Origin of the sequence: Dolomitihabitans soli (assembly GCF_022213955.1) — a bacterium.
GTDB classification, from domain to species: Bacteria; Actinomycetota; Actinomycetes; order Streptosporangiales; family Streptosporangiaceae; genus Streptosporangium_A; species Streptosporangium_A soli.
This window is the reverse complement of record NZ_JAKNTW010000010.1, coordinates 12,076-28,636: the sequence shown is the minus strand read 5'-3', so window position 1 is coordinate 28,636 and position 16,561 is coordinate 12,076. Positions and strand designations below refer to the sequence as shown.

General features: G+C 71.9%; 18 protein-coding genes. 12 read left to right on the top strand and 6 right to left on the bottom strand.

What is annotated here, in order from left to right; genetic code table 11:
- The first annotated feature begins 28 nt into the window (after positions 1–28).
- The 4 genes from MBA17_RS22065 (at position 29) to MBA17_RS22050 (ending at position 4,349) form a co-directional block, all read left to right on the top strand.
- Positions 29–688, top strand: a complete 660-nt coding sequence (locus tag MBA17_RS22065; RefSeq protein WP_238498436.1) for a DALR anticodon-binding domain-containing protein — start codon at positions 29–31, stop codon at positions 686–688.
- Between the two features lie 89 nt (positions 689–777).
- Entirely contained in the window at positions 778–1,551 is a 774-nt protein-coding gene (locus tag MBA17_RS22060) for a neutral zinc metallopeptidase (protein ID WP_238498435.1), read from the top strand.
- Positions 1,552–1,674: 123 nt separating this feature from the next.
- On the top strand, positions 1,675–3,057 hold the full coding sequence (gene lysA / locus MBA17_RS22055; protein ID WP_238498434.1) for a diaminopimelate decarboxylase: 1,383 nt from the start codon (positions 1,675–1,677) through the stop codon (positions 3,055–3,057).
- Complete coding sequence (locus MBA17_RS22050) at positions 3,054–4,349, top strand: homoserine dehydrogenase (protein ID WP_238498433.1); 1,296 nt, start codon at positions 3,054–3,056, stop codon at positions 4,347–4,349. The genes lysA and MBA17_RS22050 overlap by 4 nt, the downstream gene beginning before the upstream one ends.
- A 215-nt stretch (positions 4,350–4,564) precedes the next feature.
- Here MBA17_RS22050 and MBA17_RS22045 read toward each other — a convergent pair whose 3' ends face one another.
- Positions 4,565–4,756, bottom strand: a complete 192-nt coding sequence (locus MBA17_RS22045) for a hypothetical protein (protein ID WP_238498432.1) — start codon at positions 4,754–4,756, stop codon at positions 4,565–4,567.
- Positions 4,757–4,766: 10 nt separating this feature from the next.
- Positions 4,767–5,708 carry an SDR family NAD(P)-dependent oxidoreductase gene (locus tag MBA17_RS22040; protein WP_238498431.1) on the bottom strand — a complete coding sequence of 314 codons (942 nt, stop codon included), beginning with the start codon at positions 5,706–5,708 and terminating at the stop codon, positions 4,767–4,769.
- A 144-nt stretch (positions 5,709–5,852) separates the two neighbouring features.
- Between MBA17_RS22040 and MBA17_RS22035 the strand changes: the two genes are divergently transcribed.
- Complete coding sequence (locus MBA17_RS22035; RefSeq protein WP_238498430.1) at positions 5,853–6,428, top strand: TetR/AcrR family transcriptional regulator; 576 nt, start codon at positions 5,853–5,855, stop codon at positions 6,426–6,428.
- A gap of 214 nt (positions 6,429–6,642) precedes the next feature.
- On the opposite strand, the gene MBA17_RS22030 is transcribed toward MBA17_RS22035, so the two are convergent.
- Positions 6,643–7,119, bottom strand: coding sequence for a hypothetical protein (locus MBA17_RS22030; RefSeq protein WP_238498429.1), 477 nt, complete (start codon positions 7,117–7,119; stop codon positions 6,643–6,645).
- Positions 7,120–7,196: 77 nt separating this feature from the next.
- Between MBA17_RS22030 and MBA17_RS22025 the strand changes: the two genes are divergently transcribed.
- Together MBA17_RS22025 and MBA17_RS22020 are read left to right on the top strand one after the other, a co-directional pair.
- On the top strand, positions 7,197–7,538 hold the full coding sequence (locus MBA17_RS22025) for a PadR family transcriptional regulator (protein WP_238498428.1): 342 nt from the start codon (positions 7,197–7,199) through the stop codon (positions 7,536–7,538).
- Positions 7,535–8,233 (top strand): permease prefix domain 1-containing protein, encoded by a 699-nt coding sequence (locus tag MBA17_RS22020; RefSeq protein WP_238498427.1) that lies wholly within the window; start codon positions 7,535–7,537, stop codon positions 8,231–8,233. Before MBA17_RS22025 ends, MBA17_RS22020 begins: the two co-directional genes overlap by 4 nt.
- Positions 8,234–8,433: 200 nt before the next feature.
- Here MBA17_RS22020 and MBA17_RS22015 read toward each other — a convergent pair whose 3' ends face one another.
- Both MBA17_RS22015 and MBA17_RS22010 read right to left on the bottom strand, forming a co-directional pair.
- Positions 8,434–9,534: a winged helix DNA-binding domain-containing protein gene (locus MBA17_RS22015; protein ID WP_238498426.1), complete on the bottom strand. Its 1,101-nt coding sequence runs from the start codon at positions 9,532–9,534 to the stop codon at positions 8,434–8,436.
- Positions 9,531–9,734, bottom strand: coding sequence for an MDR/zinc-dependent alcohol dehydrogenase-like family protein (locus MBA17_RS22010; protein ID WP_238498425.1), 204 nt, complete (start codon positions 9,732–9,734; stop codon positions 9,531–9,533). The genes MBA17_RS22015 and MBA17_RS22010 overlap by 4 nt, the downstream gene beginning before the upstream one ends.
- Positions 9,735–9,825: 91 nt before the next feature.
- Between MBA17_RS22010 and MBA17_RS22005 the strand changes: the two genes are divergently transcribed.
- The 3 genes from MBA17_RS22005 (at position 9,826) to MBA17_RS21995 (ending at position 13,995) form a co-directional block, all read left to right on the top strand.
- Positions 9,826–10,803 (top strand): helix-turn-helix transcriptional regulator, encoded by a 978-nt coding sequence (locus tag MBA17_RS22005; RefSeq protein ID WP_238498424.1) that lies wholly within the window; start codon positions 9,826–9,828, stop codon positions 10,801–10,803.
- 250 nt (positions 10,804–11,053) lie between these two features.
- Positions 11,054–12,340, top strand: coding sequence for a glycosyltransferase family 2 protein (locus MBA17_RS22000; protein ID WP_238498423.1), 1,287 nt, complete (start codon positions 11,054–11,056; stop codon positions 12,338–12,340).
- Positions 12,337–13,995: a glycosyltransferase gene (locus tag MBA17_RS21995; protein ID WP_238498422.1), complete on the top strand. Its 1,659-nt coding sequence runs from the start codon at positions 12,337–12,339 to the stop codon at positions 13,993–13,995. The genes MBA17_RS22000 and MBA17_RS21995 overlap by 4 nt, the downstream gene beginning before the upstream one ends.
- A gap of 54 nt (positions 13,996–14,049) precedes the next feature.
- Here MBA17_RS21995 and MBA17_RS21990 read toward each other — a convergent pair whose 3' ends face one another.
- Complete coding sequence (locus MBA17_RS21990) at positions 14,050–14,250, bottom strand: hypothetical protein (RefSeq protein ID WP_238498421.1); 201 nt, start codon at positions 14,248–14,250, stop codon at positions 14,050–14,052.
- A gap of 291 nt (positions 14,251–14,541) precedes the next feature.
- On the opposite strand from MBA17_RS21990, the gene MBA17_RS21985 reads away from it, so the two are divergent.
- Together MBA17_RS21985 and MBA17_RS21980 are read left to right on the top strand one after the other, a co-directional pair.
- On the top strand, positions 14,542–15,186 hold the full coding sequence (locus MBA17_RS21985; protein ID WP_238498420.1) for a hypothetical protein: 645 nt from the start codon (positions 14,542–14,544) through the stop codon (positions 15,184–15,186).
- A 31-nt stretch (positions 15,187–15,217) separates the two neighbouring features.
- Entirely contained in the window at positions 15,218–16,222 is a 1,005-nt protein-coding gene (locus MBA17_RS21980) for a phosphotransferase family protein (RefSeq protein WP_238498419.1), read from the top strand.
- Positions 16,223–16,561 lie beyond the last annotated feature (339 nt).

The following is a 16,561-nucleotide window of genomic DNA, read 5'->3' as shown; positions in this document are numbered from 1 at the left end:
CGGCGTTCCTGGACGTATCGTTCCCGGGGTGACGCCTGCACAGCTTGCCGAGATCCTCGGCGAACCGCCCGAACCCGTGGGGTCGTGGGAGCGCGAGGCGGTCTACCGTTCGGCCGCCGCGCTGCGGGCGCGGGAGCCCGGCGCCCGCCTCGCGGCCCTGGTGCGCCCGTTGCCGGGGATCTCGGAGGTCAGGGTCGTGGCGGGCGGGTTCCTGGAGATCGTGGTGGCCGAGCCGGGAACGCTAGTCGAGGAGATCACCGGGGCCGAGATCACCGGCGGCCCGGCGGCGGGGTGGCCCGACCTGCCGCGCACCTGGGACAACCCCGGGTTCGTGGTCCGTTACGGTCTCGCCAGGGCCGTGGCCGTCCGGCGCTGGGCGCGCGACCTCGGCGTGCCGTCCGGACCCTTCGAGCCCGCGTCGCTCACCGACCCTCGCGACCGGGCGGTGCTCAGGGTGCTGGCCGAACTGCCGGGGCGGCGTTCGAGCAGGGACGCGGGATGGCCGGGTTACCTCGTCCGGCTGGCCCTGGCGTACCACGACGCGCACGAGCGGGCGCCTGCCGTGCCACGGGGGGACGAGGCGGTCGGGACCGTGCACATCGCGCGGGTACGGCTGGCGGGTGCGGTGCGGCTGGTGCTGGCCGGAGGGCTGCCCGCCGTTGGACAGACAACGTCCGAAAGAGTGTGATAAACACCCCCGGATACCTGAACAGGGGAGAGTGAGCGGTGGCAGACGGCCCACGGGACTGGCGGCCACGCGAACCACGAGGCCGCGGATTGCTCAGGCGACTGCTGCCGATCGCCGCCGCCTTCGCGCTCATCGCCGGCGGGGTCGTCGTACTCTCTCCCGACCTGCGCGAGTTACTCGGCACGGCGGCCGGTTCGCCGCGTTCGGGGGCGGCGACCCACGAGCTCTACTCGACGGGCAAGGTGACCAGCCGCTGCGAGGTGCCCCGGATGAGGGACGAGATCTCCGAGGAGGACCTGGTCAAGGCGTTACGGTCGCTGGCGCCCTGCCTGGACCGGTCGTGGGCGGAGGTGCTGGGCAGCGCGGGCTACGACTACGAGCCGCCCGGTGAGGTCAATCTGGTCCGGAGCCCGGAGGAGGCCGCCTGCGGCAAGGACGATGACGACTGGTCGGGGATCTACTGCCCGGAGTCGAATTCGGTCAACGTGCTGATCGACGACAACGGGTGGGCGTTCTACACGATGTTCACCCTCGCCCACGAGTACGCCCACCATGTCCAGGAGATCAGCGGGATCGCCGACCAGCGCGGGCCCGAGGTCTTCGACGAGGCGTGGTCCCGGCGGCTGGAGTTGCAGGCCGACTGCCTGGCCGCCGTCTCGTTGCGTGGCATCGAGCCCGAGCCGGTCGACCAGATGGGGGACGCCGACGGGGCGCAGGCCGATGACCAGGACCTGGAGTGGGCCAAGCACCGCGAGTCGCACGGATCGGCGAGCAGCAGCGCGGCGTGGATCAGGCTGGGCATGCGGGAGGGAACCATCGGCGCGTGCAACACGTGGGCGGCGCCCGAGGAGCGAGTGTCGTAGCGACCGCCTTGGCGGAAGATATACGGAAATTTGGCGATAAATAGCGATAAATTACCGTGGCTGGCGTCTCGAAGTTCGGGCACGCGTCCCAGGCGGATCAGCCGGTCCGATAGCCTCGTTCGGGTGAGTCGATACGTCCATCCCGCAGGCGACAGGCATGCCGAGATGCTGCCTCAGGAGCGCCCGCCCCGCCCTCCCGCAGACCTGAACACGCTGAACCACGCGATCTGGCCGCGAACGTCCGGCCGTACGGGTGGCGCGGTCACGGTCGGCGGTCTCGACGTACGCGATCTCGCCACCGAGTACGGCACGCCGCTCTACGTGCTCGACGAGGACGACGTGCGTTCCCGCTGCCGCGACTTCAAGTCCGCCTTCGCCGACAGCGAGGTCCACTACGCGGGCAAGGCCTTCCTGTGCAGGGAGGTCGCCCGCTGGATCGACCAGGAGGGTCTCGGCCTCGACGTCTGCAGCGGCGGCGAGCTGGCCGTGGCGCTCAGCGTCGGCTTCCCGCCCGAGCGGATCACCCTGCACGGCAACAACAAGTCCGCCGCCGAGCTGGAGCGTGCGATCGAGGCCGGAGTCGGCCACATCGTCGCCGACTCCTACGAGGAGATCGCCCGCCTGGGCTTCTTCGCCGAGCGGCACAAGGTGCGGCCGAGGGTCCTGGTCCGGGTGACCACCGGGGTGGAGGCGCACACCCACGAGTTCATCGCCACCGCGCACGACGACCAGAAGTTCGGGTTCTCGCTCAACACCGGCGCCGCCGCCGAGGCGGTGCGCCGCGTCCTGGCCCTGCCGCAGCTCGAACTCGTCGGCCTGCACTCCCACATCGGGTCGCAGATCATCGACACCGCCGGGTTCCAGGTGGCCGCCCAGCGGCTGGCCGCGCTGCTGGTGCAGATCAAGCACGAGCACGGCGTGGTGTTGCCCGAGCTCGACCTCGGCGGCGGTTACGGCATCGCCTACACCGACACCGACGAGGCGCCCGACATCAAGGTGATCGCCGACAGCCTCCGCGAGATCGTCGCCACCGTCTGCACGTCCGCGGGGCTGCCCGTGCCGCGTCTCACCGTCGAGCCGGGCCGTACGATCATCGGTACCGGCGGCGTGACGCTCTACCAGGTCGGCACCGTCAAGGACGTCGAAGGGCTGCGCACCTACGTCAGCGTCGACGGCGGCATGAGCGACAACGTGCGCACCGCCCTCTACGGCGCCGACTACACCTGCGTGGTCGCCTCGCGCGAGAGCGACGCCGAGCCCATGCTCTCCCGGGTCGTCGGCAAGCACTGCGAGAGCGGCGACATCGTGGTCCGCGACACCTACCTGCCCGCCGACCTGACGCCCGGCGACCTGCTCGCCGTCGCGGCGACGGGCGCCTACTGCCGATCGCTGGCGAACAACTACAACTACCAGCCCAAGCCCGGCGTCGTCGCGGTCAGGGACGGCGTGGCCAGGGTCATCGTCCCCGGCGAGACCGAGGACGACCTGCTGAGGGGACAACTGTGAAACCGCTGAAAGTCGCCCTGCTGGGCTGTGGCGTGGTGGGATCCCAGGTGGTACGGCTGCTCGACGAGCAGGCCGCCGACCTCGCCGCCAGGATCGGGGCCCCGGTCGAGCTCGCGGGCGTCGCCGTACGACGGCTGGGGCGCAAGCGTGACACCGAGGTGCCGCCCGAGCTGCTGACCACCGACGCCGAGGCGCTCGTGGTCCGCGACGACATCGACATCGTGATCGAGGTCATCGGCGGTATCGAGCCCGCCAGGTCGCTGATCACCGCCGCGCTCACCGCCGGGAAGTCGGTGGTCACCGCCAACAAGGCGCTGCTCGCCGAGGACGGCGCGACCGTGCACGCCGCGGCCAGGGCAGGCCGTTCCGACCTCTACTTCGAGGCCAGCGTCGCGGGCGCCATCCCGCTGCTCCGCCCGCTCCGCGAGTCGCTCAACGGCGACCACGTGCACCGGGTGATGGGCATCGTCAACGGCACCACCAACTACATCCTGGACAAGATGGACTCAAACGGGGCGTCGTTCACCGACGCGCTCGAAGAGGCCCAGGCGCTGGGTTACGCCGAGGCAGACCCGACCGCCGACGTCGAGGGCTTCGACGCCGCCGCGAAGGCCGCCATCCTCGCCGGCCTCGCCTTCCACAGCAGGGTCACCGCCGCCGACGTCCACCGCGAGGGCATCACCGAGGTCACCGCGACCGACGTGGCCAGCGCCAAGGCGATGGGCTACGTCATCAAGCTGCTGGCCATCTGCTCCCGCTCCGACGACGGCCGTTCGGTCGGCGTCCGGGTCCATCCCGCGATGATCCCCAGGTCACACCCCCTGGCCGGGGTCCGCGAGGCGTACAACGCGGTCTTCGTCGAGGCCGAGTCGGCGGGGGAGCTGATGTTCTACGGCAAGGGCGCGGGCGGCGCCCCCACCGCCTCGGCCGTCCTGGGCGACCTGGTGGCGGTCGGCCGCAACCGCCTCTCGAACGCCCGCGGCCCCGAGGAGTCCACGTACGCCGACCTCGTCGTCCACCCCATGGGCGAGACGGTCACCCGCTACCACGTCGCGCTCGACGTGGCCGACAAGCCCGGCGTCCTGGCCCGCGTCGCCGACATGTTCGCCAAGCACGACGTCTCCATCCAGACGGTCCGCCAGGAGGGCCACGGCGACGACGCCCAGCTCGTCCTCGTCACCCACCGCGCCACCGACGCCGCCCTCTCCGGCACCATCGAGAGCCTGCGCGAACTCGACATCGTCCGCGCGGTGGCCAGCGTGATGCGCGTAGAGGGCGACGAAACGACCTGACCCGGGCGGATGTCGTACGGCGAGCCCACCTGGCGCCCCGCGCCGCCCGTGGCTCTGCCCGTGGGGTCCACGCTCCTCCAGCGCTCCCGGCGGGCCGCCGTAACGCCTGGCCCGCTGGAGGAGTTCGCTGGTCGAAGCCCGCGCGTGGATCGGGTGCAGGGGGAGCCACCTGGTTTCCGGTGCACCCACACGTGAGGCAGATCGTCGAGCCTGCCTCAGCCGCCTCGTTGCCGGTCCCACTGGTCGAGGAGCTTTGGGACCTCGCGGCCCATGAAGGCGTACATGTCGCGCATCAGCTCCAACCGGGCTCTGCCCTTGGGGTTGTCGCCGACGGCGCTCAGCCCTTGCTCGGCGAGTTCGGTGAACGCCGTGAACTCGGACATCTTCGCCCGACGACGAGGGCTCACCCTCGGCAGGCTAGGGGTGCAGGGTCTGCTCGGAGACGTCCCAGAGGCGGGCGGCGGCCTCGGGGTCGAGGGCGTGGGCGGCAACGCCTGCGAGGGTGCCCGGCTGGTTCGGGCCGGCCTCCTGGCAGTCCTCGAAGTAGCGGCCGCCGACGCCGTTGAGCAGGGGTGAGGTCGCGACCAGCAGGGACGTGGCCGCGCCCTGTTCGGGTGTCTTCCACCGTGCGCCGGTCGTGGCGCCGCGCTCGGCGATCAGCCGGTCGAGCTCCTCCTGGCTGACGTGTCGCTGCAGGTTGGTGCGGATTCCGCCGGGCATCAGCGCGTTGACGGTGATGCCGGCGTCGGCCCAGCGCCTGCTCGCCTCGACGGCGAACAGCACGTTGGCCGTCTTGGACTGGCCGTAGGCCGCCCACGAGTCGTAGGCGCGCTCCCGGAAGTGGATGTCCTCGAAGACCACCGGCGACAGCAGGTGCGCGCTGGAGCTGACCGACACGACCCGGGCGCCGTCCGCTCCGATGAGCGCGTCGAGCAGCCCGGTCGTCAACGCGAAGTGGCCGAGGTGGTTCGTGGCGAACTGCAGCTCCCAGCCCTCGGGGGTGCGCGTCTCGGGCGAGGCCATCACGCCGGCGTTGTTGACCAGGATGTGCAGCGGTCCGTCCCAGCTCGCGGTGAACGCGGCGACGGACGCCTGGTCGGCGAGGTCCAGCGGCGCGACGAGCAGGTGCTTGTTGCCGGTGGTGGCGGTGATGTCGTCGGCGGTGCGCTCGCCCGCCGCGCGGTCGCGGACCGCCAGGGTCACCTCGGCGCCCGCCCCGGCCAGCGCCCTGGCGGTCTCGACGCCGATGCCGGACGCGCCGCCGGTGACGATGGCGCGGCGGCCGGTGAGGTCGATGCCGGCCACGACCTCGGCGGCGGTGGACTCGGCGCTGAAGGGTGTGGTGATGCGAGTGGGCATGTGCCTGTTCCTCGGCTGTGCAGGGTGCGATGATAAACGGAGGGACCTCCGAATGTATGGAGTTTAAGCGGAGGGCCCTCCGATTGGCAAGTGGCGCAGGGTCGCCGCATATTGGGCTACGACATTCACGACCGAGGAGGAACCGTGCCGGCGACCACCCCCCGCCCGCTCCGCGCCGACGCGCGGCGTAACCGCGAGCTGCTGCTGGAAACCGCCGTGCGGGCGTTCACCCAGCACGGGCTGGAGGTGACGCTGGAGGCGATCGCCAAGGAGGCGGGCGTCGGCATCGGCACGCTCTACCGGCACTTCCCCACTCGTGAGGCGCTCGTCGAGGCCGTCTACCGCAACGAACTGGCCCGGCTGTGCGACGCGGCCCCCGAGCTGCTCCGCGCGCTGCCGCCCGACGAGGCCACCCGCGCCTGGATGGACCGCTTCGTCGACTACATGACGACCAAACGCGGCCTGGCCGATGCTCTGCGCGCCGTATTCGCGTCCGGCGCCAACCCGTATGAGGAGAGCCGCGACCGCATGGTCGCCGCGATCACCGCCCTGCTGCGGGCGGGCGGCGAGGCCGGGACCGTCCGAAAGGACGTCGAGCCCCAGGACGTGCTGGTCGGTCTGAGTGGAATGTCACTGGCGGCCGGCGAACCGGAGCAGCGCGACCAGGTCCGCCGGCTTCTCGACCTGCTGATGGACGGCCTCCGCTACCGGCCGGAGTAGCCGAGCGCGTGGTTCGCGCCGATCGATCGGACCAGGTCGGCCCGGTTGTGGGCGGTCTCTTGCCGGCCGGAGTAGTCAGGCGCGCGGTCCGCGCCGATCGATCGGACCAGGTACGCCTGGCTGTGGGCGGGCTCTCGCCAGGGTGGTGCCGGCGATCAGCGCGGCGCGCGCGTTTGAGGTGGCGGGCCGGGGAATCGGCGACGATGGTTTCGGCTCACACGCCTGTGGTGGAGCCGGGGCGGACAATCATGAGGACCACGACGATCGCCCAGAGGAGGTTGAAGGCGCCGGTGAGAGCCATCAGCCTGGTCGCCATCGGTTGCGGATCCTCGGGGGCGGCCGAGTCACCGGTCGACGCGAGCAGGCGTCGCTGGCCGGGCAGGATGGCCAGCGCGAGGATGGCGGCCGCGATCGCGGTCAGGATGATCGACGCGATCAGCCAGGCATCAGTGAGAACGCCGAGCTGGGCGCCGGTGGCGAGTCCGAAGACCGGGACGGCGATCCCGGCGACGGTGTAGCCGCGGCAGATCCGGTGCAGCAACGCGGGGACACCGGAGGCTCGGCCCCCCGGATCGCCGCCTCCCGCGGCCGCCTGTCGTGCGTAGCGGGGGAACAGCGAGGCGGCCACGGTGATCGGCCCGATCGCCAGGATCGCCGCGAGGACATGCACGGACAGCAGCACCTTGGTCACTGCGAGGGCCTCTCTTCTCAATGTGTTGGCTGCCAATAGATACCATGCCTACGCTTATGTGAGTAGGCTGCCAACCTATGAGGGCAGACGCAGTGCGAGGGCACCTGGACGGGCTGTTGCTGGCCGTACTCGAATCCGGCCCGCTGCACGGCTACGCGATCATCGCCGCCGTGCAGCAGCGCAGCGGGGGCACGCTGGAAATGCGTACGGGCACGATCTATCCCGCCCTGAACCGGCTGGAACGCCTCGGGCTGCTGCACGGCAGCTGGCAGTCCGTCGGCGAACGGCGGCGGCGCTGCTACCAGCTCACCGACGCCGGACGGCGCACCCTGGCAACCGAGCGGACGGCGTGGCAGGAGTTCACGACGGCGATCGGCTCCGTCCTGAACCCCGTCGCGTCGCCCCGGCCCACCACGTGACCGCCGCCGGCCGGGAAGCCGACCCCATCGAAGAGCGCATCGAGGACCGCATCGAGGACCCGATCGAGGATTACGTCGCGGCTCTGGCGGTGGCGCTGCACGGCCCGGCCCGGATCAAGGCCCGGATGGTGGCGGAGATCCGCGACGGCCTCGCCGACGCGGCGGCGGCGCACACCGGCGACGGAGTGCCCTACCACCGTGCCGCCGGCCAGGCGGTACGGGAGTTCGGGGCCGTCGGCGAACTCGTGCCGAGTTGCCAGCGGGAGCTCACCATCGCCCAGACTCGGCACACCGCCCGCGCCGTCGCCCTGACCATCCCCTTCCTGATCGCCTGCTGGTGCCTGATCTGGATCGCCGGCCACGACTGGCGGCTGCCGGACCCGGCTCAGTCGCCGGCCGCACAGCTGAGCGGGGTCACGGCCGTCGCCGTACTGCTGGCCGCGATGTTCGCCGCCACCGGCGCCCTCGTGCGCCGGCTGTCCACGCCGCGGCGGTTGCCCCTGGCGGTCGCCTGGTCCGGCACCACCACCGGCGTCGCCATGGGGGTCTCCACGCTCGCGCTCGTCACCGTGTCGGCCCTGACCACGAACTGGCCGCTGACGGCGTGCGTCGGCGTGCTCGCGGCGGTGTCGCACGCGATCATGGCGGCCTCGGCCCGCGCCTGCCGCCGATGCTCGCGCCTGCCGATCATGTAACCGTCGTGCAAGGCAGCCCCGGGCGGCCGAGGTGGCGTTCGTGGCGCTTGTGCTCTGTTGACCCGTGCTTACCTTGCCTGGCTTGAGTCCAGCCACGAGGGCTAGACAACCGCACGGCACCACTCGCCGAGTTGACCCGTGCTTACCTTGCCTGGCTTGAGTCCAGCGGTCGATGCCGGGATGGATGCCGGGGTGGATGGTCAGGACGACTTGATCGCGATCGGGCTGCTGTAGGACACATTCTCGCCTCCCACGAACGGCAGTAGGCGCTCCGTCTCCTGCTCCAAGGCCGCCCGATCGATCGCGGACAGCGGGCGGAACGGAGTGAGGAGCAGGGTGTCGCCTTCGAGGGACCAGCTTCCGTGCACGCGGCCGTCCACGAGGAAGGTGGGCCGTACCTGTGCCTGGCCGGGCATCACGCGCTTTCGGTCCTCGTGGCTGATGATGCGGGTCCGGTCGGCGTGGCCGAGCAGGGCGTTGTCGAAGGCGGGCAGCAGTCGCACGGGCGCGGGCGTGTCGGGATCGGGCGGTTCCGCGTCGGCCAGGTCGATCAGTTCCCTGCCGTCGGGGTCGTGGTAGTGGCGCAGTTCGGCGCGCATGTCGGAGACGATCTCGCCGAGGCGGGTCAGCCCGGACCAGGCCTGTACGTCCATGGTCCCGGCTGGGCCGAACGCCGCCAGATAGCGGCGGATCAGGTCCTTGGCGGTGACCGGGGACATGGGCCGGCCGAGCCAGGTCTCGGCGGGCGTGACGGAGACGGCCGACCGGGTGCCCCAGGAGCCCCATGTGCCGGTGGCCGGGCTGTGGATGAGGGGGGCTCTGAGCTCGACCTCTCCGGCGAGGATGCGCCCGTCGCGGCCTGGGTGGCGTTCGGCCAGCCGTCGGGCCAGCTCCTTTCGCGGTGTCGTTCCGCCCGCCAGCAGCTCAAGCCCGGTGACGACCAGCGAGGCGGGGTCCAGGCCCGCGCTGTTGCGGGCGAAGTACGCCGAGCGGGCGGTGCGGTCGAGCACGGGCTGCAGCAGCGGCCGCAGCCGGCGGAAGTCGTCGGCCGCGGTGAGGTGCTGGGTGCTGCGGATCAGGCCGGAGCGGACCACCTTCCGATCCTGCAGCAGTGTGGTGAGCTGGGAGTGGGTGAAGCCATGGATCCTGCTCCACAGCCCGACGTAGGGCCAGTTGGGCTCTTGCGCCTGCAGCGCGACCAGGCGCCCGATCACCTCCAGCGGGGTGTGATCGGTGCGTGCCAGCAGGAACTGACGGCCCAGCAGGGCCCGGTTCAGGGCCCTGCTCGAGAGGGTCGTCACGACAGCCGCACCGAGACATCGCCCCGGTAGGACCCCTGGAGCAGGGACAGGAACGCCTGCGGCACGTCCTCGATCCCGCCCTTGACGACCGTCTGCGGGTAGACGAAGCGGCCCTCGCCCAGCCAGGTGCGGAAGTGTTCCCGCCAGGCGGCGATTGCGCCGGCGATCTGCGCGGCCAGCTGGATCTCACGGGTGATCATTTCTTGGTCCTTAGGTCTGTACGGCCTTCGAGATCGACACTAAAGAAGCTTCCGGTCACTTTTTGACCGGAAGTCGGGCGAGGATGGCGCTATGGCGAACACCAGCTCACGGACCCTCAGGCTGCTCTCGCTGCTGCAGACCCACCGCCACTGGCCCGGCCTGGAATTGGCCGAGCGGCTCGGGGTCTCCGAGCGGACGCTGCGCCGTGACGTTGACCGGCTGCGCGAGCTCGGCTACCCGGTCGGCGCGGCCCGGGGTACGGACGGCGGCTACCAGCTCGCGCCCGGTGCCGTCCTGCCGCCGCTGCTGCTGGATGACGAGGAGGCGGTGGCCCTCGCGGTGGGCATCGGCGACGCGGCGCAGAGCGGGATCGCCGGGATGCAGGAGGCGTCGCTGCGCGCGCTCACCAAGGTGGTGCGGGTGCTGCCGCCCCGGCTGCGGGCCAGGGTGGATGCCCTGCGGGCGATGACCTTCTCCGTCGCCGCGTCCGGGCCGGTCGTCGCGGCGGGGGTGCTCACCACGGCCGCCCAGGCTTGCCGGGACCAGGAACGACTGCGGTTCGGCTACACGGCCAGAGGCTCCGCACCCACCGACCGCGAGGTCGAGCCGCACCGCGTCGTCGCACTCGGCGGACGCTGGTACCTGGTCGCCTACGACCTGACCCGGCACGACTGGCGGAGCTTCCGCCTCGACAGGGTGATCGAGCCGGCCGCGACCGGCACGCGCTTCCGGCCGCGTCCGCTCCCGGCCGAGGACGCCGCGGCCTTCGTCCAGGCGGCGAGCGCCGCCCCGGCCCCGTACCAGGTCGAGGCGCTCGTCCACGCCCCCGCGACCCGGGTACGGCAGGCGGTCGGTCAGTGGGGCACCATCGAACCGCTCGACCACGACACCTGCCGGCTCACCATGACTTCGACCTCCCTCGATTGGCCGACCCAGGCGCTGGGCAACGTGGGCGCCGAGTTCGAGGTGCTGGGGCCGCCGGAGTTCGCCGCGCATGTCCAGGAGTGGGGCGCCCGCTTCCTCCGGGCCACTGGATCTGGCGCGCCCGAGAGACCGTCCCCGCCGTAGCCTGAATCGCGACGATGGCGCGGCATCCGTGGCAGCCGGCCGAGGCGACGGAAGACGTTCTGCCAGGGGAGCCTGCGTCTATCTGCGCGACCCCTTATGGGGTGGATTGTGGAGGTCGCCCCCTGTGACGTCGTTGGGCGCTAGTCTTCTTGACTTGGGCCCTGACTTGCGCCCTTTGCCCTGCTTAGACCCATGGATTCGATCGACGTGATGTATGAATGCCAACGCAGCGATGCCGTCCGATGGACCATTGACCGAGCCCGCCGACCCATCTGCCGACCTGCCCGCTGAGCCGCCTGGTGTGGCCACGCCCAGGGGCTACCTGCGTACTCCTGCCGAGGCGCCCGGAGTGCTGCGGTGGGCCGCGAACGGGTGGCAGGCGGCGGGGGAGGCCCTTCCCGGGCAGGTGACGGCCGATGACGTGGCCCGGTTGCGGCCGTTCGCGGGGCTGCGGGTCGAGTGGCTCGCGGCCGGAGAGCACGAGACGGTGCTCGACCTCGCGGCGGCGGGAGTCCCGTTGTACGCCTCCGAGGTGCCCGGCTGGGTGCGGGAGGCCGATCCGGAGCTCGCCGAACTGCTGACCGCCTGGGAGCCCGACGCCGGTGAGCCGGCCGGGAGTCCGGGAACGGAGACGCCGGACGAGAAGCGCGCGGCGGTCCCGGGACGTGCACGGGCGGACGGGACTCCCGGGCCGCTCGTCGGGTCGGTGGCGGATCTCCGGCGCGAGGAGCACAGCGTGCGGCTGCGGCGGCACGGGTTGCGGTCGCGGGCCGGCCGTACCTCGGAGGCGGGCCGTACCGGGGAGGACGGCGGGCCGCTCGTCAGCGTGGTCATGTCGAGTATGCGGCCGCACCTGCTGGGCGCGGCGCTCGAACAGATCGCGCGGCAGCGCCACGTGCGGGTCGAGGTGCTGGTGGGGCTGCACGGGGCGACGGCCGATGACGAGCGGGTACGGCGGGCGGTGCAGGGGTATCCGTTGCCGTTGACCGTGGTGGAGGCCGACGCGGCGACGCCGTTCGGGGAGGTGCTGAACCGGGCGGCGGCCACGGCGGGCGGCGACTATCTCGCCAAGTGGGACGATGACGACTGGTATGGGCCCGAGCACCTGGCCGACCTGTTGCTGGCGAAGGAGTACGCGACGGCGGACGTGGTGGGCACCGCGGCCGAGTTCTTCTACCTGGAGCCGTTGCGGGCCACGATCCGGCGGACCGACTACACCAGTGAGGTGGGGAACGAGCACGTCGCAGGAGGCACGATTCTCCTCGATATAGCGAAATTTCGGGAAATAGGCGGATTCAGCCCTCTCCCCGGAGGTGTGGACGCCGACCTCCTCAAGCGCATCCACGCCGAGAACGGCAGAATCTACCGGACCCACGGGCTCGGCTACGTCCTGCGGCGATCCCTCGAAGACCAGCACACCTGGCAGCTTCCCCTCGCCCATTTCCTGCGGGTCGCCACGAACCAGTGGCGCGGTTTCCGTCCCAGCCTGATCATGGAGACGCCGTCATCCGGGCAACCGAGAGGGACCCAACCGTGAGCGCCCGTGTCAAGGGAAACGACTACACCACGCTGCGCCCTCCCCGGCTCGGCTCGTGGACCCCCTCGCTCACCGTGAGCGTCGTCGTGCCCGCCTACAACGGGCAGCGGAAACTCGACCTGACGCTCGCCGGGCTGGCCGCCCAGACGTACCCGCAGGAGCTGCTCGAGGTCATCGTGGTCGACAACGGCAGCGCGCCCGCGCTCACCCTCGGGGAGACCCGGCCCGAGCTGGCCCGACTGATCGTCTGCGACACGCCGGGACGGGCCGACGCGCGCAACGCGGGGCTGGCCGCGTCCACCGGCGACGTGATCCACTGGCTCGACTCCGACGTGGTCCTGGAACGTGACGCGCTCGAAGCCCACATGCGCTGGCACCACCTCGCGCCCTACCTGGTGGTCGCGACTCACCTGAGGTTCACCTCGGCGGAACCGCCCAGCCCCGAGGTGGTCGCCGCCGCCGACGACCTGGCCAAGCTGTTCGAACCCGCCGAGCCGCACCAGTGGCTCATCGACCTGCTGGAACGCACCGGCGGCCTGGTCGACGACCCGCACCGCGCCTTCAGCCTGCACGTCGGCGGCGCCACCTCGGTCAACGCCCGCCTCCTGCACCGCGCCGGGCCGATGGACGTCGACCTCGTCCTCGGCCAGGACACCGAGCTGGGCTACCGGCTCGCCCAGGCGGGCGCGGTGTTCGTGCCCGACCCCGAGGCGCGCGGCTACCACCTCGGCCCCTCGATGCGGATGCGCGACAAGGCCCCGATCGACCGGGTCAGCCACGCCTACGTCGCCGACCGCATCCCGTCCTACCGCTGGCTGCGCTCGCACCCCACCCGGCGCTGGAAGGTCCCGTACGTGCAGGTCGTGGTCGAGGCCGGCGGCTACGACGAGGTGCGCGCCACGGTGGACGCCGTCCTCGCGGGCACCGTGCCCGACGTATCCGTCGAGCTGGTCGGCCCATGGGACTCCCTGACCCCCGAGCGCCGCGCCCCCCTCACCGACCCCGATCTCGACCTGGTCCTGATCCGCGGCCACTACGCCCACGAGGCCCGGGTACGGCTCGCCACCGCCGACCCGCCCGCGGCCCTGTTCGGCACCGACACCCCGGCCGGGCCGTACCGGCTACGGCTCCCCGCGGGCTGGGTCCCCGGCGAGGACTCCCTGGCACGGCTGCTCGACCTCGCCAGGGAACAGGGGTACGGCCTGCTGAACGTGCTGCTGGACGAGAGCGCCGACGGGATCGTCGCCGCCCGTCTGGAACGTACCGCCGCCTTCTCCAGAGCGGCGATCGTGGCCGGACCCGACGAGGACCTCGACGACGCCGTGCACGACACCTTCGGGGTGCTCTGGGTCGACGGCAAGAGCTTCGGCTTCACACCGGAGGCCACCGCCATCCAGGGACGCCGCAGCGCCTATCGGGCCCGTGCGGAGGCCGCGGCCGAGGTCGCGAAGCTCAAGAAGGAGGCCGAGCGGCTCCGCGGCCAGATCGACAAGTGGCGCGAGGAGGCGGGCCGCTGGCGCAAGAGCGCCGTGGAGTTCCGCCGGGAGGTCGGCTCGCTGCGCCGCGAACTGGCCGCCGCCAAGAAGGCACAGCCGGCGGCGCAGCCCACCGGCCTGGCCACCTCACTCAGACGCGTCCTGCGCCGCCGCCGCTGACCCGCCCACCGGCAGGCCGCCTGGGGCGGGAGGGTGTCCACCGGCCTGCCCGGCTCACTCGGCGGGTGCTGCGCCGCCGGCCCGCCCCGAGGTATCCGCCGTCGTCCCCGTCGTCTCCGCGTGCCGGTCGCGGAGGCGCTCCTTGATCTCGTCGGGGGAGTAGGCGCGCCTGCGCCGCTCCGCCCGCACGATCACCGCGCCGGTCGCCGCCACGCCCGCGAATCCGGCCAGACCGAGAATCTTCCACCACCGCATGCCCACAGCGTACGAGCTGATCCCCGGCGGCGTGGTCAGGCCCCGTCCAGCCGACCGCTTTCGGCCACGGGTAGCCGAATCGACCGGCGGAGACGTGATCTCGGCGATACGCCGTCGCATGCCGTACCGGGCGGGGCCGCGTCCTCGCCGGTACGGCACGTCCCGCGGGGTCACGATCGCGGGTTCGGAGCGACACCTTCCCCGATCGCCACCCGCACCGCTCGGGGAGCCACGCCTCGCCTGAGACGTCCGAATCACTCAGAAAGACGGGAAATCAGCGACACTAGCGGGATGTCTGGCACGCGTATCAGCCTCAACGAGGCACTCGATCACACCCGGACCGGAGACGTGTGGCTGTTTCGCGGGCGCGCGGCGCCCGACAGGGCGATCCAGATGACCACCAACAGCCCGGTCAACCACGTCGGCATGTCGGTCGTCATCGAAGACCTCCCGCCGCTGATGTGGCACGCCGAACTCGGCCGCTCGCTGCCGGACCTGTGGTCGGGCACCCATCAGCGCGGGGTCCAGCTCCACGACCTGCGCTCCGCCGTCGAGGTCTGGGCCACCCGGTACGGCCAGCGGGCGTGGCTCCGCCAGCTCGACCCGCCCGCCGGCCGCGAGATGGAGGACGCCGTCCTGCGCACGATCGCCCGTCTCGACGGCACGCCGTTCCCCTCCACGGCCAGGCTCGCCGGACGCTGGGTGCGCGGTCGCCTGCCCCGGTTGCGGCGCGGAAAGCCCGACAGCACGCTGGAGAGCGCCTACTGCGCGGAGGTCGTGGCCGTCACCTACGAGGCGATGGGGCTGCTGCCCGGCGGGCGCCGGCCCAATTGGTTCGACCCCGGCCGTTTCTGGAGCGGTGACGACCTCGATCTGGTCGGTGGGGCCAGGCTGGGCGGCGAGATCGCGGTGAAGGTGGACCCGAAATCCGGATGAGGGCGGACCCGGCACCGGTTAGCGTGCCCACATGGTGATGATGAGCGCGCGGCTGCGGGCCGTTCTGGGTGAACCGGCCGAGGTGGAGAGTGTGCAGAGCAGTCCGCGCTCCGAGGTGTGGATGGCCACCTTCGGCGGCACGGAGACCGTGGTGAAACGCGTGGTGGGCGGGTCCGACGCGACGGAGCGCTGCGCTCGCGAGATCATCGCGCTCGGTTTCGCCGCCCGAGCCGAGCCGCCCGTCGCCGCCAGGTTGATCACCACGGACCCCGGGGCGGCGACACTGGTCCTTGAGCGACTCGCCGAGCAGCCCGCGGGCGACGACTGGCCGGTGCGCTACGCCGAGTCCCTGGCCAGGCTGCACGCGGTGACCGGTCCCGCCGACGAGGGCGCGCTGCCCCGCTGGCAGCCGCCCACGGCCGCCGACGCCGACGCGTTCCTCGCCTTCGCGCGCGCCCTTGAGGTGCCGGTCCCCGCGGGCGTCCCCGGCGAGCTGGCGGCGCTGCTGGCCCGGCTCGACGCTCCCGGCCACCACGCGATGCTGCACGGCGACCCCTGTCCCGACAACTCGCTGCTCACGCCCGGCGGGGTGCGTTTCATCGACCTGGAACAGGCGGCCCTGGGCAACGGACTGATGGAGCTGGCCTACCTCCGGGTCGGCTTCCCGACGTGCTGGTGCTCCCTGGCCATCCCGGGAGGAGTGCTGGCCGAGGCCGAGGAGCGCTACCGGGCGGTGTGGAAGGCGGCCAAGGGCGACGACGTCTCCGGCAGCCTGGCCGACGCCTGCGCCGGCTGGCTCCTGCGCGGCGACGCCCTGGTCGAGCGTGCCCGCCGCGGCACCGTGGACCACCTCGCCGTGGTCCCCGGCGACGACTGGACCTGGGGCACCGCCACCGCCCGCCAGCGACTCGTCCACCGCCTGGACGTCGTCGCCGGCACGCACGAACTCGGCGACCTGTCCCCCCTCGCCGCCGCCCTCCGCGACCGCATGCTCACCCGCTGGCCCACCCTCACCCCGCTGCCCGCACGGCCATAGCGCGGCCCCTGCCGCGACCTCGCGACGCGCCTCCACCTCTCGCCATGCCGTACGACCGGCCTGGCCTGCCACGAGGTCGCGGTGTGGCCCGCGGTTGGGTGCGGTACGGCCGGCCTGGTACGAGACGGCTGTGACCGGTGGTCGCGATGCCGTACGGCTGGGCGTGACGTCCTACCGCTTCCGGTTTGGCATGGGGCGTGGTCGGTCTGTCGGGGGAGAAGGCGGAGGTCAGCCGGAGTTCAGAGCGATCTGGGGTGGAACCCGGTCGTTCACGCCCTGCTCACCCGGTGGGAGGAAACGACAGCGCGGGAGGGCCGCCAAGACCCGAGCGGTGCAGTG